The 19,130-nt window shown below is 71.2% G+C and carries 19 protein-coding genes; 18 read left to right on the top strand and 1 reads right to left on the bottom strand.

The features are described 5' to 3' along the window. Window positions 1-6 precede the first annotated feature (6 nt). The 13 genes from G537_RS0127455 to G537_RS0127520 all read left to right on the top strand — a co-directional run bounded on the left by G537_RS0127455 (window position 7) and on the right by G537_RS0127520 (window position 13,343). A complete protein-coding gene (locus G537_RS0127455; RefSeq protein WP_034853227.1) occupies window positions 7-819 on the top strand; it encodes a creatininase family protein in 813 nt (270 codons plus the stop codon). After that, on the top strand, window positions 816-2,456 hold the full coding sequence (locus G537_RS0127460) for an ABC transporter ATP-binding protein (RefSeq protein ID WP_034853229.1): 1,641 nt from the start codon (window positions 816-818) through the stop codon (window positions 2,454-2,456). Before G537_RS0127455 ends, G537_RS0127460 begins: the two co-directional genes overlap by 4 nt. Beyond that, window positions 2,443-3,126, top strand: coding sequence for an RraA family protein (locus tag G537_RS0127465; RefSeq protein WP_026872824.1), 684 nt, complete (start codon window positions 2,443-2,445; stop codon window positions 3,124-3,126). The genes G537_RS0127460 and G537_RS0127465 overlap by 14 nt, the downstream gene beginning before the upstream one ends. Beyond that, window positions 3,119-4,675, top strand: a complete 1,557-nt coding sequence (locus G537_RS0127470; protein WP_026872825.1) for a gamma-glutamyltransferase — start codon at window positions 3,119-3,121, stop codon at window positions 4,673-4,675. The genes G537_RS0127465 and G537_RS0127470 overlap by 8 nt, the downstream gene beginning before the upstream one ends. Before the next feature lie 10 nt (window positions 4,676-4,685). Continuing rightward, a complete protein-coding gene (locus tag G537_RS0127475) occupies window positions 4,686-5,573 on the top strand; it encodes an N-formylglutamate amidohydrolase (RefSeq protein ID WP_026872826.1) in 888 nt (295 codons plus the stop codon). A 184-nt stretch (window positions 5,574-5,757) separates the two neighbouring features. Further along, on the top strand, window positions 5,758-6,822 hold the full coding sequence (locus G537_RS0127485) for an extracellular solute-binding protein (RefSeq protein ID WP_026872827.1): 1,065 nt from the start codon (window positions 5,758-5,760) through the stop codon (window positions 6,820-6,822). A 33-nt stretch (window positions 6,823-6,855) separates the two neighbouring features. Continuing rightward, window positions 6,856-7,986, top strand: a complete 1,131-nt coding sequence (locus G537_RS0127490; RefSeq protein ID WP_081689085.1) for an ABC transporter ATP-binding protein — start codon at window positions 6,856-6,858, stop codon at window positions 7,984-7,986. Window positions 7,987-7,989: 3 nt separating this feature from the next. After that, window positions 7,990-8,883, top strand: coding sequence for an ABC transporter permease (locus G537_RS0127495; RefSeq protein WP_026872829.1), 894 nt, complete (start codon window positions 7,990-7,992; stop codon window positions 8,881-8,883). Between the two features lie 16 nt (window positions 8,884-8,899). After that, entirely contained in the window at window positions 8,900-9,691 is a 792-nt protein-coding gene (locus G537_RS0127500) for an ABC transporter permease (protein ID WP_026872830.1), read from the top strand. A gap of 35 nt (window positions 9,692-9,726) precedes the next feature. Beyond that, the gene (locus tag G537_RS0127505; protein ID WP_026872831.1) at window positions 9,727-10,464 is read left to right on the top strand and encodes an HpcH/HpaI aldolase family protein; all 738 of its coding nucleotides are present in this window, start codon (window positions 9,727-9,729) and stop codon (window positions 10,462-10,464) included. Between the two features lie 174 nt (window positions 10,465-10,638). Continuing rightward, window positions 10,639-11,463, top strand: a complete 825-nt coding sequence (locus G537_RS0127510; protein ID WP_026872832.1) for a carbon-nitrogen hydrolase family protein — start codon at window positions 10,639-10,641, stop codon at window positions 11,461-11,463. 8 nt (window positions 11,464-11,471) lie between these two features. After that, window positions 11,472-12,137, top strand: a complete 666-nt coding sequence (locus G537_RS0127515; RefSeq protein WP_026872833.1) for an RraA family protein — start codon at window positions 11,472-11,474, stop codon at window positions 12,135-12,137. Between the two features lie 288 nt (window positions 12,138-12,425). Beyond that, window positions 12,426-13,343 (top strand): LysR family transcriptional regulator, encoded by a 918-nt coding sequence (locus G537_RS0127520; protein WP_026872834.1) that lies wholly within the window; start codon window positions 12,426-12,428, stop codon window positions 13,341-13,343. A gap of 34 nt (window positions 13,344-13,377) precedes the next feature. On the opposite strand, the gene G537_RS45490 is transcribed toward G537_RS0127520, so the two are convergent. Further along, window positions 13,378-14,397, bottom strand: a complete 1,020-nt coding sequence (locus G537_RS45490) for a GntR family transcriptional regulator (RefSeq protein WP_026872835.1) — start codon at window positions 14,395-14,397, stop codon at window positions 13,378-13,380. Between the two features lie 368 nt (window positions 14,398-14,765). Here G537_RS45490 and G537_RS0127530 point away from each other — a divergent pair, with 368 nt between their 5' ends. From G537_RS0127530 to G537_RS0127550, 5 genes are read left to right on the top strand one after another with little or no spacing between them, the layout of a single operon-like run. Continuing rightward, window positions 14,766-15,839 (top strand): ABC transporter ATP-binding protein, encoded by a 1,074-nt coding sequence (locus G537_RS0127530; RefSeq protein ID WP_034853231.1) that lies wholly within the window; start codon window positions 14,766-14,768, stop codon window positions 15,837-15,839. Between the two features lie 33 nt (window positions 15,840-15,872). Then, a complete protein-coding gene (locus G537_RS0127535; protein WP_155888810.1) occupies window positions 15,873-16,757 on the top strand; it encodes an ABC transporter permease in 885 nt (294 codons plus the stop codon). Between the two features lie 3 nt (window positions 16,758-16,760). Next, window positions 16,761-17,612, top strand: a complete 852-nt coding sequence (locus G537_RS0127540) for an ABC transporter permease (protein ID WP_026872838.1) — start codon at window positions 16,761-16,763, stop codon at window positions 17,610-17,612. Further along, the gene (locus G537_RS0127545) at window positions 17,609-18,355 is read left to right on the top strand and encodes an SDR family NAD(P)-dependent oxidoreductase (protein ID WP_026872839.1); all 747 of its coding nucleotides are present in this window, start codon (window positions 17,609-17,611) and stop codon (window positions 18,353-18,355) included. Before G537_RS0127540 ends, G537_RS0127545 begins: the two co-directional genes overlap by 4 nt. 8 nt (window positions 18,356-18,363) lie before the next feature. Further along, window positions 18,364-19,122: an SDR family NAD(P)-dependent oxidoreductase gene (locus tag G537_RS0127550; protein ID WP_211230530.1), complete on the top strand. Its 759-nt coding sequence runs from the start codon at window positions 18,364-18,366 to the stop codon at window positions 19,120-19,122. Window positions 19,123-19,130: the final 8 nt, after the last annotated feature.

The following is a 19,130-nucleotide window of genomic DNA, read 5'->3' on the forward strand; positions in this document are numbered from 1 at the left end:
ACGGCGATGCCGCTGCGCAAGCACGCCCTGAAGGACATGACCTTCGTCGAGTTCCGCGAGCGTCTGGCCGAGCGCCCCGTGATCCTGCTGCCCTTCGGCAGCCAGGAGGAGCAGGGCCCGCACGCCCCGATGGGCGACTACATGCTCACCGAACGGCTGTCGGTGCTGGCGGCGGAGGCGGCGGATGCGATCGCCGCCCCCACCGTCCCCTTCGGCTATGCCGATTTCTTCCGCACCGTGCCGGGCGGAATCCAGCTGCGCGCCGAGACCTTCTCGGCGGTGCTGGAGGACACGGTGACCGCCTTCCTCGACCACGGCGTCGAGCATCTGGTCGTGTTCAACGGCCACAGCTCGAACGCGCCGCTGATCGACCAGACGCTGCGCCGCCTGCGGCGCGAGCGCGGCGTGGCGGTGGCGGCGCTGAACATCTGGCGCCTGATCCCGCCGGAGCTGTGGCGCGAGCTGCACGGCGACAAGACCGCCCAGGCCCGCGGCCATGGCGGCGACCCGCTGACCTCGGTCTATCTGCACCTGTTCCCCGAGCTGATGCGGCCCGACCTGATCCGCCCGGCGACGCCCTCCCGCGCCTTCGGCCTGCCGACCGACGGCGTCGCCGCCGTGACCTTCGAGGGCCTGCCGGTCCAGGTCCCGCTCGACGTCACCGAGGTCAATCCGGACGGCATGCTGGGCGGCGACCCGGCCCTGGCCGACGCTGCGATCGGCGCCCGCATCGTCGAGCACATCACCGGGTTCACCGCCCGCTTCGTCGCCCATTTCCGCCGCTGCGACCCGCGCCGGGTCGAGGCGGCGCCGGCATGACGCCCCTGCTCGCCATCGAGGATCTGCGGGTGCCGCTGCCGCCGGCGGCGCAGCGACCGGACGCCGTCTCCGGCCTGTCGCTGACGCTCGGCCGCGGCGAGATCCTCTGCGTCGTCGGCGAGTCCGGCTCCGGCAAGTCGATGACGGCCCTGGCGGTGATGGGGCTGCTGCCGGCCAACCTGCCGGCACCGAGCGGCCGCGTGCTGTTCGAGGGCCGCGACCTGCTGGCGCTGGCCGAGCGCGAGCGGCGCGACCTGGCCGGCCGACGCATCGCCATGATCTTCCAGGAGCCGAGCGCCGCGCTGAACCCGATCTACCGGGTCGGCGACCAGGTGGCCGAGACCTTCCGGCTGCACACGAAGCTCTCCGCCGCCGAGATCCGGGAGCGCGTGCTGGCGCTGTTCCGCGAGGTCCGCCTGCCCGATCCCGAGCAGCTGTACCACAGCTATCCGCACCAGCTGTCCGGCGGGCAGTGCCAGCGGGTGATGATCGCGACGGCGCTGGCGCTGGACCCCGCCATCCTGATCGCCGACGAGCCGACCACCGCGCTGGACGTCACCACCCAGGCGCAGATCCTGCGGCTGATGCTGGACCTGCGGCAGCGGCACGGCACCGGCATCCTGTTCATCACCCACGACTTCGGCGTGGTCGCCGAGATCGCCGACCGGGTCGCGGTGATGCAGAACGGCAGGCTGGTCGAGGAAGGCCCGCGCGACCGGGTGCTGCGCCGGCCGCAGGAGCCCTACACAAGCGACCTGCTGGCCGCGGTGCCGGTGCTGGAGCCGCGGCGCGCCCGGCCGGGGCTGGGGCCGGTCGCGGTCTCGGCCAGGGGCATCGCCAAGACCTTCCGCAAGTCCGGGCTGTTCGGCGGCGGCCGCAGCGTCAAGGCGGTGAACGGGGTCGATGTCGAGATCCGCCGCGGCGAGACGCTGGGGCTGGTCGGGGAATCCGGCTCCGGCAAGTCCACCCTGGCGCAATGCGTCATCCGGCTGATCGAGCCCGAGCGCGGCGACGTCACGCTGCCGGGCGGCTCCTTCTCCGCCCTCCGCGGCAAGGCGCTGCGGGCGGCGCGCCGGCGGGTGCAGATCGTGTTCCAGGATCCCTACAGCGCGCTCGACCCGCGACAGAGCGTCGGCGCCGCCATCGCCGAGGGGCCGATCATCCACGGCGTCGGCAAGGCGGAGGCGCGGGAACGGGCGCTGCGGCTGCTGCAGGCCGTCGGCCTCGACGCCGACGCCGCCGGCCGGTTTCCGCATGAATTCTCCGGCGGCCAGCGCCAGCGCATCTGCATCGCCCGGGCGCTGGCGATCGAGCCGGACCTGCTGATCGCCGACGAATCCGTCTCGGCCCTCGACGTCTCGATCCAGGCGCAGATCCTCGATCTCCTCGCCGAGATGCAGCAGCGGCTGGGCTTCGCCATGCTGTTCATCACCCACGACCTGCGCGTCGCCAGCCGGATCTGCGACCGCATCGCCGTGATGCGCCGGGGCCGCATCGTCGAGGAGGGCGAGCCCGCCGTCCTCTTCGCCGCCCCGCGCGAGGCCTACACGCGCGAGCTGCTGTCGGCCGTGCCCGGCCGCGACTGGGGCCGGGATGCCGCCGGGCCGGAAGGAGCGAAGCTGCATGAGAAAGTATGAGATCGGCGCCGTGCCGCCGCAGATCGCCCCGGCCCTGGCCGAGAAGCTGGCCCGGGTGGAAATCGCCACGATCGGCCATTTCCGCCATCGCGGCTTCGTCCACCGCAGCATCGCGCCGCTGCAGCCGGTGCGCGGGACGCTGGTCGGCACCGCCGTCACGGTCGCCATCCCGGCCACGGATTCCACCCTGCTGCATCATGCCATCGGCCTGCTGCGGCCGGGGGACGTGCTGGTGATCGACCGGCTCGGCGATGACCGCCACGCCTGCCTCGGCGGCGGCGTGGCCCGGGCGGCCAAGCGGGCCGGCGCCGTGGCCGTGGTGCTGGACGGCCCCTGCACCGACCCGGAGGAGATCCGCGACACCGGGCTGCCGGTCTGGTGCCGCGGCGCCTCCGCCATCACCACCCGGCTGAACGATCTGGGCGGGGCGCTGAACCTGCCGGTCGCCTGCGGCAACGTCCCGGTGCTGCCGGGCGACGCGATCCTGGCCGACGCCACCGGCGTGCTGGTCCTGCCGCCCGGCGAGGCCGAGGCGGCGGCGGACAAGGCGATCGCCCGCGAGGCGCGGATCGCCGAGCGGCAGGCCCGCGCCCAGGCCGGGCAGCAGTTGGGCGACATCTCCGGCGCCAGCCGCCTCGTCGCCGCCGACCAGGAGGCCGACCATGGCTGATCCCCGCTTCGCCGCCGCCCGGGTCGAGCGCTGGCAGTTGCGCAAGCCGGCCGCCGCCGGACCCCACGGCGTCGTCACCGCCCAGCACTATGCCGCGGCCGAGGCCGGCGCCGCGGTGCTGGAGGCCGGCGGCAACGCCGTCGACGCCGCGGTCACCGGCGCCTTCGTGCTGCAGACGGTCGAGCCCTGGATGAGCGGCCTCGGCGCCTGCGGCTATCTGATGGTGGCGGAGCCGGACGGCCGGGTCGAGGTGGTGGAGTTCACCGGCCGCGCGCCGCTGCGCTTCGACCCCGAGGCTTACCGGCCGGACCCGGAGGGATCCGTCACCTTCCTCGGCCTGCCGGCCTCGGCCGGCCAGGCCAATGTCCGTGGCTATACCGCGGCGGTGGTGCCCGGCTGCGTCCGCGGCCTGGCCGAGGCGTTGCGGCGCTTCGGCACGATCGGCTTCGACCGCGCCCTGGCCCCTGCGATCGAACGGGCCCGCAAGGGCATGGCGGTCGACTGGCACGCCACCCTCGCCATCGCCATGGCCGAGGCCGATCTGCGGCGCGACGACGGCGCCCGCGCCGTGCTGATGCCCGGCGACACGGTGCCGGAGCCGGAGACGGTGCTGCCGCTGCCGGCCCTGGCCGCGACGCTGGAGCGGCTGGCCGAGGCCGGGCCGGAGGATTTCTACACCGGCCGCATCGCCGAGCGCCTGGTCGACGACCTGCGCCGCGGCGGCAGCTTCATCACCGCCGAGGACCTGGCCGACTACCGGCCGAGCGTGTACCGGGCTTCCGCGGCCGAAATCGCCGGTCGGCAGGTCCATGTCGCCGGCGACAGCAGCGGCGGCCGCCGGCTGCACGACGCGCTCCGCCATTTCGACGCACAGCGCGGTGCCGGACCGCTCGATGCCGGCTTCTACACGGCGATAACGGCGGCGCTGCGCGACGCCTTCGCCGCCCACCGGACGCGGCTGACCCCGGCCGAGCTGAGCACCACCTCCAGCACCACCCAGCTCAACGCCGCCGACCGCGACGGCCGGATGGTGGCGCTGACCTTCACCCTGCTGAACCGCTTCGGCGCCCGGGTGCTGTCGCCTTCGACCGGCGTGCTGCTGAACAACGGCATGGCCTGGTTCGATCCACGCCCCGGCCGGGCGAACAGCTTGCGGCCCGGCGCCTTCGGCCCCAACAACATGTGCCCGGTGGCGATCACCGACGTCGACGGCCCCCTCGCCGTGCTCGGCGCCTCCGGCGGCAACCAGATCGTGCCGGCTCTGGCCCAGGTTTCGGCGATGCTGCTGCATGCCGGGATGGGCGTCGAGGATGCGCTGAACGCGCCGCGCATCAATGCCGGGCCGACCGCCGGGATCACCGTCGACATCGACCTGCCGGCCGACTGCGTCGCGGCGCTGGAGCCGCTGGGCCCGATCCGCCCGGCCCAGCGGGCGGTCTATCCCCGCCCCTTCGCCTCACCCTCGGCCATCGTCCGCGAGGGCGGCGGCTTCACCGGCATGGCCGACACCACCTACCCGGCCTCCCAGGCCACCGCCGCGACCCGTTGACCGATCCACGATGACCCAGCCCGCCCGCATCGACGCCGTCGAGATCGACGGCGTCCTTACCGTCGTCCCGCCGCGCGGCACGCCGAGCCCGATGGTCTTCGACAGCCCGCATAGCGGGCTGATGCTGCCGGAAGACTTCCATCCGGCGGTGCCGCCCGGGCTGGTGCACATCGCCGCCGATACCCATGTCGACGCGCTGTTCGACTTCGCCCCCGATCTCGGCGCGCCCTTCCTGGTCGCGCATTTCCCGCGCAGTTTCCTCGACGTGAATCGTTCGCTGCTCGACGTGGATCTGGAGCTGGTCGAGGGCGACTGGCCGCATCCGGTTCGCGACAGCGCCTCGGCCCGGCGCGGCATGGGGCTGATCTGGCGCTACGCCTGGGGCGACGCGGCGATGTACGACCGGCGCCTGACCGTGGCTGAGGTCGAGGCGCGGATCGAGCGCTACTGGCGGCCCTATCACGACCGGCTGAAAGCCCTGCTCGACGCGGTGCACGGGGCCTTCGGCCGTGTCTACCACGTCAACTGCCACTCCATGCCGGCCATCGGCCATGCGCTGTCGCCCGACCCGGCCGGGACGGTGCGGCCCGACTTCGTGCTCGGCGACTATGACGGGGCCAGCTGCGAGCCCGGCTTCGTCCGGCTCGCCGCAGAGACCCTGCGCGGTCTCGGCTATTCGGTCTCGCTCAACGTGCCGTTCCGCGGCGCCGAGCTGGTCTCGGCCTATTCCGACCCGGCACGCGGCCGCCACAGCCTGCAGATCGAGATCAACCGCCGGCTCTATATGGACGAGGACAGCCGCGAGCGCACCGCCGGCTTCGCGGCGCTGCGCGGCCATCTCGAAATCCTGGGCCGGGCGCTGCGCAATTATGCGGCGAACGGCGGCGTCGAGGCATAGGAGCTCCCGAGGGATTGTGTCCCCGGGAGCGGCGGCCAGGCCGTCCGCGAAATCTTATCGGGCGATAAGAAAAACCCGTTAGACGGGGCGGCCCCCCTGCCCCAGCGTGTCCCTGTCGCCGGCGATCGACCGGCGCCCGCAGACCGCCTCGACGGCGGCAGCCACGGCAAACAGGGACACGACCATGACACTCGCCTCCTGCGCGCGATCCCTTTGTCTCGCCTCCATCCTGGCCGTCGCCGCGACTGGCGCGGCCGACGCCGCCCAGATCACGGTCATGGGCTATCGCGGCGAGTTCCAGGAGAACTACACCAAGGCGGTGATCGAGCCGTTCCAGGCCGCCCATCCGGACATCACCGTGACCTATTACGGCGTCCAGAACGCGGCCACCGCGCTGGGGCTGATGCGGGCGCAGAAAGATGCGCCGCAGGTCGACGCCGTGATCTTCGACCTGTCGGTCGCCAAGATCGCGCGGGATGAGGGGCTGATCGCCGAGGGCGACCCGGCGCGGCTGACCAACCTGGCCCATCTCGGCGATCTCGGCCGCGACCTCGGCGCCTTCGCGCCGCCGATCACCTATGACACGCTGGCCCTGCTGTACAACGCCGAGACCTTCCCGACGGCGCCGACCAGCTGGACCGCGCTGTGGGACAAGGCGCAGGCCGGCAAGATCATCGTCCCGGCCCAAGGTGGCGGCGACATCCAGGCGATCGCGCTGACCCTGATCGCCAACCGCATGGCCGGGGCCGAGGACTACCGGGAAGGCGTCGACGCTGGCGTCGACAAGCTGGTCGAGATGGCGCCGCTGATCCAGACCTGGGAGCCGAAGCCGGACGCCTACACCCTGGTCGCGAACGGCACCGCCACGCTGGCGATCGGCTGGAATGCGCGCAGCCAGTTCTATGCCGACCAGACCGAGGGCCGGCTGGGCTCCGTCGCGCCGGCGGAGGGCACCATCACCCAGGTCAACGTGATCAGCCTGATCGCCAACTCGCCGAACCGCGAGGCGGCCGAGACCTTCATGGACTACGCGCTGGGGGCCGAGGCGCAGAAGCGCTTCTCCGAGGCGATGTTCTACGCCCCCTCGAACAAGGACGCGGCGATCCCGCCCGAGACCGGCAGGCGCATCCCGCTGCTCGACCCGGCGCAGAAGGCAAAGCTGGTGCCGATCGACTGGATGACCATCGGCGACATGCGGGAGTCGATCCTGGCCCCCTGGCGACGCCAGATCATCCCGGCCAGCCGCTAGTTCCCCTCCCCTCACCAGCACCCGGGACTCCTCATGCAGGCGACGCTGACCGCCCCCGCCATCGACCCCGGCCGTCCGGAGCCGGCACCCGATCCCGCCGCCGGGTTCCTGCGCCTCGAAGGCGTCACCAAGCGCTATGCCGGGTTCACCGCCGTCACCGACCTCTGGCTCGAGGTCAGCCGCGGCAAGTTGCTCGGGCTGCTCGGCCCCTCCGGCTGCGGCAAGACCACGGCGCTGCGCATGATCGCCGGGCTGCTGCCGGTGACCGAAGGCAGGATCGTCGTGGCCGGCGACGACATCACCCAGCGGCCGCCGCACCGGCGCGACATCGGCCTGGTGTTCCAGAACTACGCCCTGTTCCCGCACATGACCGTTGCCGAGAACGTCGCCTTCGGCCTGGACATGCGCCGCGTCGGCAAGGCCGAGGCGCGGGAGCGGGTGGAGCAGGCGCTGGAGATGGTGCGGCTGCCGGGCTACGGCCCGCGCAAGCCGAAGGAGATGTCGGGCGGCCAGCAGCAGCGCGTTGCCTTGGCCCGGGCGCTGGTGATCCGCCCGCGCATCCTGCTGCTGGACGAGCCACTGTCCAACCTCGACGCCAAGCTGCGCGACGAGATGCGGATTGAGATCCGCGAGATCCAGCAACGGCTGTCGATCACGACCGTCTTCGTCACCCACGACCAGGTCGAGGCCCTGACCATGTGCGACGTGGTCGGCGTCATGTCCGGCGGCCGGCTGGCGCAGCTGGGCACGCCGGAAGACATCTATGAGCGGCCGGCGTCGCGCTTCGTGGCCGAGTTCGTCGGCCGCACCAACACCCTGCCCTGCGAGCTCTTGGACCGGCGCCGGCTGCGGCTGGGCGGCGCCGTCTACCGCTGCGCCGCGACCGAGCAGTCGCCCGGTGCCGCCTGGGCCACGGTGCGGCCGCACCGGATCAGCCTGACGCCGTATCGCGATCAGGCCCTCCTGAGCACCGCCACCAACGGCGCCCCCGGCCGGGTGCTGCGCGTCACCTATATCGGCGACCTGGTGCAGTACGACATCGACATCGGCGGCCCGGTGCTGAAGGTCGAGGCGCCGACCGCGGGGCCCGGTGCCGCCCATCGGCCCGGCGACCGGCTGATGTGCGAATGGTCGCCCGACGACATGCTGGTCTTCCCGGGCTGAGCCATGACCGCCGTCTCCGCCGACCTCGCCCCGGCCGCGACCCCGCGCTCCCGCCGCGGCCGCTTCGCCCTGATCGCCGCCGCCCTGCTGGCGCCGATGGCGTTGATCAACCTCGTCGCCTTCGTCGTCCCGGTGCTGCGGCTGGCCCAGATCTCGTTCCAGGAGAGCCGCAGCAGCGGTGTCCTGACCGACGTCTACTCGCTGCGCAACTACCTCGGCTTCTTCACCGACAGCTTCAATCTCAGCCTGATCGCGAACTCGCTGGCGATGAGCTTCGCCGTGACCCTGGCGACGCTGGCCTGCGCCTATCCGATCGCGATGTTCCTGCACCGGGCGCCGGCGCATTGGCGCAACATCCTGTTCGTCATCACGGTGTCGCCGCTGCTGGTCAGCAGCGTGGTCCGCACCTATGGCTGGATGGTGCTGCTGGGCGACCAGGGGCTGGTGAACGGCGCGCTGCTGTCGCTCGGCCTGGTTCAGTCGCCGCTGCGCCTGGTCAACAACATGACCGGCGTCTTCATTGGCCTCGTCGAGATCCTGATGCCCTACATGGCGCTATCGCTGATGGCCGGGTTCGGCCGGCTGGAAGCGAGCCATGAGGAGGCCGCGGCCTCGCTCGGCGCCGGCCCCTTCACCCGGTTCCGCCGCATCGTCCTGCCGCTGACCCTGCCCGGGATCGCGCTGGGCTGCCTGCTGTGCTTCGTGCTCGCCATCAGCTCCTTCATCACGCCGAAGCTGCTGGGCGGCGGCCGGGTCTTCCTCCTGGCCACCGAGATCTACGACCAGGCGGTGATCCAACTGCAATGGCCGATGGCGGCGACGATCTCGGTGATCGTGCTGATCATCTTCGGCGCCGCCCTCGCCGCCTATGCCCGCATCGTCCGGCGCTTCGACTGAACCGGAGGGGATGACCATGGTCGGAACCACGACTCTGCCCTTCAGGCTGCTGGTGCTGCTGCTCTACGCCTTCCTCTTGGCGCCGATCCTGATCGTCGTGCCGCTGTCCTTCAGCAACGACGCCTATCTCACCTTCCCACCCTCGGCCTGGGGCACGCGCTGGTACGCGGCGCTGATCCAGAACAAGGTGATGATCCAGGCCTTCTGGGTCAGCCTGGGCATCGCGGCGCTGGTCACGGCGCTGTCGCTGGCCGCCGGAATCCCCGCCGCCTACGCCATCCGGCGGTTCCGGTTCCGCGGCAGCGAGGCGCTGATGAGCCTGTTCACGGCGCCGCTGCTGCTGCCCTCGATCGTGCTGGGCCTCGCCATCCTGCTGGTCTTCGTCGACCTGCGCCTCCTCAGCACCTATCCCGGGCTGGTGGCAGCGCATCTGATCGTCACCACGCCCTATGTGATCCGGATCATGGCCACGGCGCTGGCCACCTTGCCGCCGGCGGTCGAGGACGCGGCCGCGACGCTGGGCGCCCCACCTTTCACCGTATTCCGCCGGGTCACGCTGCCGCTGATGATGCCGGGCCTGGTCGCCAGCGCCGCCCTGGCCTTCCTGATCTCCTTCGACGAGGTGGTGATCTCGCTCTTCGTCACCGGCCCCGGCATCACCACCCTGCCGGTGGCGATGTTCAACTACGTCGAGAGCCGGACCGACCCGATGATCGCCGCCGTCTCGGTCGTCCTCGTCGCCGCCACGCTTCTGATCATCACCCTGGTCGAGCGCTCGCTCGGCCTGTCGAAGGCGATGGGCAAGTGACCCTCGCTCCCGCTGCCATGGAGTCCTCCGCAAGCATGGATCGTCTGGCCCTCTGGATGTCGCATCCGCACTTCTCCTACGTGGAGATCGCGCATCTCTGCGGCTTCCGCACCCTCGTCATCGATGTCGAGCACGGCACCTTCGACCTGCCGGATCTCGACCGCTTCCTGGCCTTCACCAAGGCCAAGGGAATCTCGGTCCTGGCCAAGGTGCTGGCGCCGACCACGGAGGCGATCCAGCAGGTGCTCGACTTCGGCGCCGACGGCGTGGTCATCCCGCATCTCCTGGGCGTCGAGCACACGAGGGCGGTGACCGCCGCCGCGAAGTTCCCGACGCGCGGGATCCGCAGCTATTCCGGCGGCCGGCCGGCCGGATACGCCCGGCCCAGCAGCAGCTACTTCGAGGAGGAGAACCGCCGCACCCGCTGCTACGCCATGATCGAGACCGCCGAGAGCCTGGCCGAGGTAGAGGCCATCCTGGACCTCGATACGGTCGACGGGCTGTTCCCCGGCCCCTCCGACCTGGCGCTGGCGCGCGGCCGCGGCGCCTACGCCTTCGGCGACGCCGACCGCGCCGACCTGACCCGCTGCGCCCGCGCCGCGCAGGCCGCCGGCAAGCCCTGGATCATGCCGGCCTGGACCGCGGCGGAGCGCGAATTCGCCCTGGCCGAGGGCGCGGCCCAGCTGGTGGTCGCGACCCAGACCATGGTCGTCCGCCAGGGCCTGGCCGGGACCCTGGACGCGCTGAAGCGCGAAGCCGTGCTCGCCGCCTGAGAGACCGTTTGGAAATGCGCTGGCGTGAGTCGAATGGCGGTGGTTTCGAGAACCGGCGCGCAGCGGACGTTTGGGTCCGTGAGCACCGGAAGCGCAGAAACCGCCGCCGGGCGGCCGCGCCAGTAGCATTTACAAACGGTCTCTGACCCCTTCCCTTCCTTCCGGAGCCCACCCATGAAGATCAGCCTGATCCAGACCAACCCGCAGACCGACCGGGCGGAGAATCTCGGCAACACCAAGGTGCTGATGGAGCAAGCCATCCGCACCGACGCGCCGGACCTGCTGGTGCTGCCGGAATATTTCGAGTTCTATGGCGGCAGCAGCGCCGACAAGGTGGCGGCCGCCGAGCCGGCGCCGGGCGGCGCCGCCTATGCCATGGCGCAGAGCGTGGCCAAGACCAACCGCGTCTGGGTTCATGCCGGCAGCCTGCTGGAGCGCATCCCGGGCGAGGACCGGATCTACAACACCACGGTCGTGTTCGACCGCGACGGGCGCGAGGTGGCGCGCTACCGCAAGGTCCATCTGTTCGACATCGTCGCGCCGGACGGCACCGCCTACCGGGAATCCGCGACGGTCCGGCCGGGCGAGGACGTGGTCCTCTACGACCTCGAAGGGCTGAAGGTCGGCTGCGCCATCTGCTACGACATCCGCTTCGCCGAGCTGTTCGTCGCCCTGGCCAAGCAGGGGGCCGACGTCATCGTGCTGCCCGCCGCCTTCACGCTGCAGACCGGCAAGGACCATTGGGAGGTGCTGGCCCGCGCCCGGGCGATCGAGACCCAGACCTATGTCGCCGCCTGCGGCCAATGGGGCGCCCATGTCGCCAATGGCGAGAGGCGGCACACCTACGGCCATTCGCTGGTCTGCGACCCCTGGGGCCATGTCGTCGCCCGCGCCTCGGACGGGGTCGGCTTCGTCACCGCGCGGGTGGAGACGGAGCAGATCCGCCGGGCGCGGACGCTGATCCCGATGAACGATCACCGCCGCCTGGCCTGTGCGTGAGGCTGCCGATGTACACGATCAACGACATGCCGGCGCCGGTGCCGCCGGCCCATCTCGACCTCTTGTCCGGCGTCGAGACGGCAACGGTCGGGCATTGGCGCCTGTTCGGCTTCATGCATCACGGCATCCAGCCGCTGCTGCGCGGCAAGCGGGTGGTCGGCACCGCCGTCACCGTCGCCATACCGGGGCCGGATTCGACCCTGCTGCACCATGCCACGGGCCTGCTGCGGCCGGGCGACATCCTGGTCGTCGACCGGCTCGGCGACGACCGCCACGCCTGCTGGGGCGGCGGCGTCACCGTGGCCGCCAAGGCGGCGGGGGCGGTCGCCGGCATCGTCGACGGCCCCTGCACCGATCTGGCGGAGATCGAGGACTCCGACTTCCCGATCTGGGCCCGCGGCATCTCGCCGATCACGACCCGGCTCTACGATCTCGGCGGCGGCCTCAACATCCCGGTCTCCTGCGGCGGCGTGGTGGTGATGCCCGGCGACGCGGTCCTGGCCGACGACAGCGGCGTGCTGGTGCTGCCGCGGGCGGAGGTCGAGGCGGTGGCGGGCGAGGCGCTGCGCCGGCAGGAGGTGGGCCGCGAGCGCGAGCTGACGGTCAAGCACGGCGCCAAGCTGGGCGAGGTATCGGGGGCGAGCCGCAAGGTGCTCGCCCGCGGCGCGGCCTGAGGCAAGAGTCGGCCGCACAGCCCCCCTCACCCTCCCGTCGCCTTCGGCGCCGGGCCCCTCCCTCTCCCCGAGGAGAGGGGAACGGAATCGTGGCCCGATTCACCTCTCCTTGGGGAGAGGTCGAAATCGCGCAAGCGATTTCGGGTGAGGGGGGTGGTCCCGTCCTCCCTGCATGACTGCGCCTATGGGGTTCGCCTGGAGCCGCCGCCATCAGGCCTTTACGCGGGGCTCGCCGGCGCCCTCAATCAGGATCTTTGCAGCCCTGATCGACACGTCGGCGGCCCGCCCATGAACATACGCTTCCTCGAAACCGCGATCTGGCTGTCGCGCCTGCGCAGTTTCCGGGCCACGGCCGAGCGCCTCAACATCACCCAGGCGGCGATCTCCAGCCGGGTCGCGGCGATGGAGCAGGAGCTGGGCTTCAAGCTGTTCGAGCGCGACGCGCGCGACGTGCGCCCGACCGCCGAGGGCCAGACCTTCGTCGAAGGGGCGCAGGAGATCGTCGCCCGTTACCACGAGCTGGTCTGCAGCCTGGACCCGACCTCGGCGATCAAGGGCGCGGTGCGCATCGGCCTGGTGCCCAGCATGGCCCTGACCCTGCTGCCCGACATCGCCGGCACGCTGCGCCGGCAGTTCCCGAATGTCCGTTTCTCGGTCACCACCGACGCCTCGCACACCATCCTGCAGAAGCTGTCGGACCGGGAGATCGACGTCGCGCTGATCATCCGGCCGGACGAGGCGGACGGCCTCAAGATCCTCGATCTCTGCACCTTCGGGATGTTCTGGATCTCCGGCCCGGCCTTGCTGCCCCACTCCGCCGACGGGACGCTGGGGCCGGAGGACATCGCCGCCCATGCGATCATCTCCTACGAGCCCGGGGCCCACAACCACGCCCGGCTGGTCGAGTATCTCGCCGGGGCCGGCGACCCGGTGCTGCATTACTCCAACTCGCTGGCGACCACGGTCAGCATGACCATCGCCGGCATCGGCATCGCCGTGCTCCCGCCCGTGGTGATCCAGCGCGAGCTGCGTGAAGGCATTCTTCACGTGCTCAAGGTGCATCCGCCCTTTCCGGCGACCCGCTATGCCGCGGTCCATCTCGACCCGCCGATGTCGCGCCTGCCCGGGCTGGTCGCGTCCATCGCCCGCGACGCGGCTGCCGCGTTCTGCTGCCTGTACGACGCCTCGCTCGCGCATCAGGGCTAGGCCCTGCTGCCGGTCCGGCTCCAGCCTCGTCGGCTTACGGCTCGTGGCCGGATGTCTTGGTGAGGTACGGCGCGAGGTTGCTCGGCTCGGGGATCACGGCGAGGGTCTTGAGACGGGCGATCGCACGGCGCTCGGCCGCCTGCAGATGCGTCTCCAGCACCGCGGCCGCGGCCGGCCAGGCCTCCTGCGCCAGAAGTTCGAGCACCAGCCGGTGCTCGGTCAGGATCGGCTGGTCGTCGGCGATGCCGAGCGACCGGGTGAAGGCGTGGGTGGCCAGGAGCGGCAGCTGGTTGTGGCGCAGCGCGTCGGCCAGTCGGGCGTTCGGCGTCGCCAGCACGCAGCGGACGTGCAGGTCCTCCTCGACCGCGTCCATGGTCTCGGGCGGCGGCTTTAGGCCGGCGGCCTCGGCGCAGCGCAGCCGCTCCAGCATCGCCTCGATCTCGCCGCGCGGCAGCGACGGCGCCGCACCGACCAGGGCCGGCGGCTCCAGCAGCCGGCGCATCTCGTAGAGGTCGCGAATCGCCCGGGCGGTCAGCGGCCCCGCGATCCAGTGCGAGCTGGCGTTCTTCTCGATCAGCCCGCGCTCCTGCAGCCGGCCCAGCACGTCGCGCACCACGGTGCGGCTGACGCCGAAATGGTCGGCCATCTCCGCCTCGACGATGCGGTAGCGACCGAAGACGAGACAGGAGGCGATCTGCCGCTCGGCGGTGGCATAGATCCGCTCCCATGAGGCGCGGGACTGCTGCGCCTCGTCGATCTCCTCCGCCGCCTCCAGGCCGAAGCCGCGGATGTCTGCCCGCAACGGCGCCACGCCGGCCGCCTCCGGCCCGACCAGGAAGCCACGGCCCTCGAAGCGGTGGATCAGCCCGTCCGCCTCCAGCCGCGCCAGCGCCCGCTGCACCGGGGCCCGGCTGGTCTGGAAGATCTCGGCGATCGGCCCTTCCAGCAGCACCAGCCCGGCCGGCAGCCGCCCGGTGCCGATCGACGACCGCAGCGCGCGCTCGACGATCTCGTACAGCCGCGGCGGGGACGCGTTCGTCGCCGTGTCCGTCATGTCCTGCAGCAGCGTCCCAGCCGTCCCTGTGATCCTGGTCCTCTGATGGCCTCCGCGGCGCCCCGGCGCAAGAGCCCGCTGCCCATGGGGCGGGCAGCGCCTCCGAAAAAATGGCTATCGCATACCCAGAACGCCGCGCGCGCTCGCAGAACCTGCCCGAAACCCGGGCAGATCGGCTTTTCAGGGCCGAGAAGAGCCACACCGCGCGTCATGGCGAAACTTTCGATCACCATAAAAAGACTATTGCATACTAAAGTCACTTTTGACAGGCTTCCCGAACTCCCCATCGACCTCCGCGCAACGGCGTTGCCGAACGACGCGGTCGGGATGGCGGGGCTCAGGGCACGGCTTGAAAGATTCGGGGACGCATGACTCTGCTCCTGGAACTGAGCGGCATCGCCAAGGCCTATGGCGGCGCGCCGGCGCTGACCGACCTGTCGCTGTCGGTTGGCGCGGGCGAGTACCTCTCCATCCTCGGCCCCAGCGGCTCCGGCAAATCGACCATGCTGCGGGTCGTCGCCGGCTTCGAGACGCCGGATGCCGGCGACGTGCGGCTGGAAGGCCGCTCCATCCTGTCGACGCCGGCGCATCAGCGCGGCATCGGCTTCGTGTTCCAGGGCTTCGCCCTGTTCCCGCACATGACCGTCTTCGACAATGTCGCCTACGGCCTGCGCAACCGCAGCCGTGATCCGGTCACCGACGAGGCCGAGGTCCGGCGCCGGGTCGGCGAGGCGCTGGAGCTGCTGGGCCTGACCGGTCTGGGCGCCCGCGCCGTCAGCCAGATCTCCGGCGGCCAGAAGCAGCGCGTCGCCCTGGCCCGCACGCTCGTCACCGACCCGAAGATCGTGCTGCTGGACGAGCCGCTGGGCGCGCTCGACGCCAATCTGCGCGAGCGGATGATGATCGAGCTGAAGCGCATCCAGGCGCAGCTGGGCGGCACCTTCCTGCATGTCACCGGCAACGAGCAGGAAGCCCTGGCCATGGGCCACCGCACCGCCATGCTGGACCGCGGCCGGATCGCCGAGATCGGCCCGCCGCAGGTCCTCTACAACCGCCCCGGCTCGGTCCGCGTCGCCCGCTTCCTCAACTGCTACAACATCTTCGAGGGCACGGTCGGCGACGGCGCCTTCCGCTTCGCCGAGGCCGCCCTGCCGCTGCCGGGCGAGGCCGCCGCGGGGGCGGCCGCCTACTGCATCCGCGCCGACAAGGTGACGGTGGCCGAGGAGACGGAGCCGGCGGCGCCGGGCGAGGCCGTCCTGCCCGGCCGATTCATCGCCAGCGAATATTCCGGCGCCCGGGTGACCTATCTGTTCGACGTCGCCGGCAGCCGGCCGGTCGAGGTCGAATACCATCTGAGCCACCGCCGACCGAGGAGCTTCGATGCCGGGCGCCGCTACGCACTGCGCTGGCCGGCGGCGGATGCCCTCGTGTTCCGCGGCTGAGGCGGGGTGGCGATGAGTGTCGGAGCGGAGATCATGACCGAGACGGCGCCGGCTCCGGTTCCAAAACGGCGCACCGGGCGGCGGGTGGCGGCGCTGCTGGCGGCGCCGGGCGCCTTGTGGATGACCGCCTTCCTGGTCGTCCCGATCGCGATGATGGTCTATGTCAGCTTCTGGACCCAGAAGACCTTCACCATCGAGCCGACGCTGACCCTCAAGAACTGGGTCACCTTCTTCGGCACCTCGACCTATCTGTCGGCGCTGTGGACCACGATCCGGATCTGGCTGATCGTGCTGGCGACGACGCTGGTGCTGGGCTACCCGGTCGCGCTCTATATCGGCCTGTTCGTCCGCAACAAGACGGTCCAGACCATCCTCCTGGTGGTCTGCGTCGTGCCCTTCTGGACCTCGTTCCTGATCCGGGTGCTGGCCTGGCGCCCGATGCTGGGCACCGAGGGCGCGGTCAACATCCTGCTGATGAAGCTGGGCGTGGTGTCGGAGCCGGTGGCGGGCCTCCTGTTCACCGAGCTCAGCGTCATCATCGGCATGACCCAGATCTACGTCGTGTTCATGGTCGGGCCGATCGCCTTCATGCTGTCGCGGATCGAGCCGAGCCTGATCGAGGCGGCGCGGGATCTCGGCGCCGGCACCGGCCGCATCTTCCGCACCGTGATCCTGCCGCTGAGCCTACCCGGCGTGATCGTCGGCGCGATCTTCGTCTCGGTCATGGTGCTGGGCGAGTTCGCAACCGCCGCAGCGCTGTCCGGCCGCAAGGTCAACATGCTGGGCAACATCATCGTCACCCAGGTCGGGTCGCTGAAATGGGCCTTCGCCGCCGTGGTCGGCGTGATCCTGACCGTGGTGATGGGCATCGTCGTCGCCGGCCTCCTGCGCCTGGTCGACCTGCGCAAGGAGCTGTAGGCCATGCAGGGGCAGCCGCTTCTCCGCACCGCGCTGATGGTCTTCACGGCGCTGTTCATCGTGTTCCTCTACGGCCCGCTGGCGGTGCTGGCGACGCTGAGCTTCCAGGCCGGGCCCGAGGGCGGGCCGCAATTCCCGATCATCGAGTGGTCGACCTACTGGTACCAGCACCTGTTCGGCTGGGCCCCGCCGTCCCGCGTGGCGCCGCTGCCGATCGGCGACGCGCTGGTCCGGTCCCTCACCCTCGCCTTCATGACCATGGTGGTGGCGACGGTGCTGGGCACCCTGTCGGCCCAAGCCTTCCGGTCGCGCTTCCGCGGCTCCGGCATCCTGTTCTACCTGATCGTGCTGGGCATGATGGTGCCGGGGGTGCTGGTCGGGCTCGGCGTCGCGCTGGTGGCCAACGAGCTGGGCATCCCGCGGGCCTGGTGGGGGACGTCCTTCGTCACCCATGTGGTCTACACCTTCCCCTTCGCCTTCCTGGTCATGCTGGCGATCTTCAACCGCTTCGACCGGTCGATCGAGGAGGCGTCGTGGAGCCTGGGCGTCAGCCCGGCCCGCACCTTCCGCAAGGTCACCTTCCCGCTGATCTTCCCTGGGGTGCTGAGTGCGATGCTGTTCGCCTTCACCCTGAGCTACGACGAGTTCCCGCGCACCCTGTTCACGGCCGGCGGCGGCCAGACCCTGCCGCTGACGATCTACGGCACCTTCGCGGTCGAGATCCATCCGAACATCTTCGCCTTCGGGGTGCTGACCACCCTGTTCTCCTTCGCCCTCCTCGCCGTCTACGGGATCCTGATGACGCTGTCGGTCCGCCGCGCCAGGCGCATCGCGATCCAGGAGGAGCTGCGATGAGGGCGCTGGCCGACCACGTCGCCGTCGTCACCGGCGCCGCCAGCGGCATCGGCAAGGCGATCGCGGAGCGGCTGGCGATGGCTGGCGCCGCGGTGCTGATCGCCGACCTGCATGCCGACCGGGCCGAGGCCGTGGCTGCGACCCTGCGCGCCGCCGGCGGCCGGGCCGAGGCGGTCGGCGCCGACGTCTCCGACGCCGAAGCCGTGGAACGGATCTTCGCCGCCGGGCGCGAGGCTTTCGGGGACTGCACGCTGCTGGTCAACAACGCCGGCCATGTCCACCAGTCGCCCTTCGAGGCGCTGGCGGTGGCCGACTGGGACCGGATGATCGCGGTGCATCTGCGCGGCACCTTCCTGTGCTGCCGCGCCGCCCTGCCGGCGATGCTGGCGGCCGGAGAGGGCGTGATCGTCAACATCGCCTCGCAGCTCGGCCAGATCGGCGGCGTCGACCTGGTCCATTACAGCGCCGCCAAGGCCGGGATCATCGGCCTGACCAAGGCGCTGGCGCGCGAGGTCAGCGCCCGCGGCGTGCGGGTCAACGCGGTTGCACCCGGGCCGATCGAGACCGAGCTGGTGCGCGCCCTGTCCGAGGAATGGCGGGCGGCGAAGCGGGCGCAGTTGCCGCTCGGCCGCTTCGGCGCGCCGGAGGACGTGGCCGAGACGGTGGCCTTTCTCGCCTCCCCCGCCGCCGGGATCTATGTCGGCCAGACGCTGGGGCCCAATTCCGGCGACGTGATGCTGTAGGAGGAATGATGGTCCGGAAGGTTGCCCTGATCACGGGAGCCGGCATCGGCATCGGCCGGGCCACGGCGCTGGCCTTCGCCGGCGCCGGCCACCACGTGGTCGTGACCGACGTGCTGGAGGCCGAGGGCCGCGCCACCGCCAAGGCGATCGGCGACGCCGGCGGCAGCGGCGAGTTCCAGCCCCTCGACGTCACCGACACCGAGCGGGTCAACGCCGTGGTCGCCGATGTCGAGGCCCGGCACGGCGCGCTGGACGCGCTGGTGGCCAATGCCGGCATCGCCCATCGCGTGCCGCTGTCGCAGATGACCGACGCGAAATGGGACCACACCTTCGACGTCGACCTGAAGGGCATCTTCCGCGTGGTGCGCGCTGCCCTGCCCGGCATGCGCACCCGCGGCCAGGGCGCGATCGTCGCCCTGTCCTCGATCATGGGCGTGGCCTATGGCTGGGACGAGCACGTCCACTACTCCGCCGCCAAGTCGGGCGTGGTCGGGCTGGTGCGCGGCCTGGCGGTGGAGCTGGCGCGCAGCGGCATCCGCGTCAACGGCATCGCCCCCGGTTACATCCGCACCGCCCAGGCCCTGTCGCGCGAGCATTCGCTGGGCCCCGAAGGGCTGGAGAAGGCGGCTTCGTTCATCCCCATGGGTCGGGTCGGCGAGCCCGACGACATCGCCGATGTGGCGCTGTTCCTGGCCTCGCCGGCCGCCCGCTACATCACCGGCCAGACCATCGTCGTCGATGGCGGCCTCTTGGTCGGGCGCTACTGACGGCTCCT

It is taken from the genome of Inquilinus limosus DSM 16000 (assembly GCF_000423185.1).
GTDB lineage: Bacteria > Pseudomonadota > Alphaproteobacteria > DSM-16000 > Inquilinaceae > Inquilinus > Inquilinus limosus.

What these genes read in the sequence shown, in the direction of transcription:
- G537_RS0127490 (WP_081689085.1), top strand. Translation starts at nt 6,856, where the DNA reads ATGCAGGCGACGCTGACCGCCCCCGCCATCGACCCCGGCCGTCCGGAG.
- G537_RS45490 (WP_026872835.1), bottom strand. Translation starts at nt 14,397, where the DNA reads ATGACGGACACGGCGACGAACGCGTCCCCGCCGCGGCTGTACGAGATC.
- G537_RS0127530 (WP_034853231.1), top strand. Translation starts at nt 14,766, where the DNA reads ATGACTCTGCTCCTGGAACTGAGCGGCATCGCCAAGGCCTATGGCGGC.
- G537_RS0127550 (WP_211230530.1), top strand. Translation starts at nt 18,364, where the DNA reads ATGGTCCGGAAGGTTGCCCTGATCACGGGAGCCGGCATCGGCATCGGC.
- G537_RS0127540 (WP_026872838.1), top strand. Translation starts at nt 16,761, where the DNA reads ATGCAGGGGCAGCCGCTTCTCCGCACCGCGCTGATGGTCTTCACGGCG.
- G537_RS0127455 (WP_034853227.1), top strand. Translation starts at nt 7, where the DNA reads ATGCCGCTGCGCAAGCACGCCCTGAAGGACATGACCTTCGTCGAGTTC.
- G537_RS0127475 (WP_026872826.1), top strand. Translation starts at nt 4,686, where the DNA reads ATGACCCAGCCCGCCCGCATCGACGCCGTCGAGATCGACGGCGTCCTT.
- G537_RS0127505 (WP_026872831.1), top strand. Translation starts at nt 9,727, where the DNA reads ATGGATCGTCTGGCCCTCTGGATGTCGCATCCGCACTTCTCCTACGTG.
- G537_RS0127465 (WP_026872824.1), top strand. Translation starts at nt 2,443, where the DNA reads ATGAGAAAGTATGAGATCGGCGCCGTGCCGCCGCAGATCGCCCCGGCC.
- G537_RS0127485 (WP_026872827.1), top strand. Translation starts at nt 5,758, where the DNA reads ATGACACTCGCCTCCTGCGCGCGATCCCTTTGTCTCGCCTCCATCCTG.
- G537_RS0127515 (WP_026872833.1), top strand. Translation starts at nt 11,472, where the DNA reads ATGTACACGATCAACGACATGCCGGCGCCGGTGCCGCCGGCCCATCTC.
- G537_RS0127535 (WP_155888810.1), top strand. Translation starts at nt 15,873, where the DNA reads ATGACCGAGACGGCGCCGGCTCCGGTTCCAAAACGGCGCACCGGGCGG.
- G537_RS0127510 (WP_026872832.1), top strand. Translation starts at nt 10,639, where the DNA reads ATGAAGATCAGCCTGATCCAGACCAACCCGCAGACCGACCGGGCGGAG.
- G537_RS0127460 (WP_034853229.1), top strand. Translation starts at nt 816, where the DNA reads ATGACGCCCCTGCTCGCCATCGAGGATCTGCGGGTGCCGCTGCCGCCG.
- G537_RS0127520 (WP_026872834.1), top strand. Translation starts at nt 12,426, where the DNA reads ATGAACATACGCTTCCTCGAAACCGCGATCTGGCTGTCGCGCCTGCGC.
- G537_RS0127470 (WP_026872825.1), top strand. Translation starts at nt 3,119, where the DNA reads ATGGCTGATCCCCGCTTCGCCGCCGCCCGGGTCGAGCGCTGGCAGTTG.
- G537_RS0127500 (WP_026872830.1), top strand. Translation starts at nt 8,900, where the DNA reads ATGGTCGGAACCACGACTCTGCCCTTCAGGCTGCTGGTGCTGCTGCTC.
- G537_RS0127545 (WP_026872839.1), top strand. Translation starts at nt 17,609, where the DNA reads ATGAGGGCGCTGGCCGACCACGTCGCCGTCGTCACCGGCGCCGCCAGC.
- G537_RS0127495 (WP_026872829.1), top strand. Translation starts at nt 7,990, where the DNA reads ATGACCGCCGTCTCCGCCGACCTCGCCCCGGCCGCGACCCCGCGCTCC.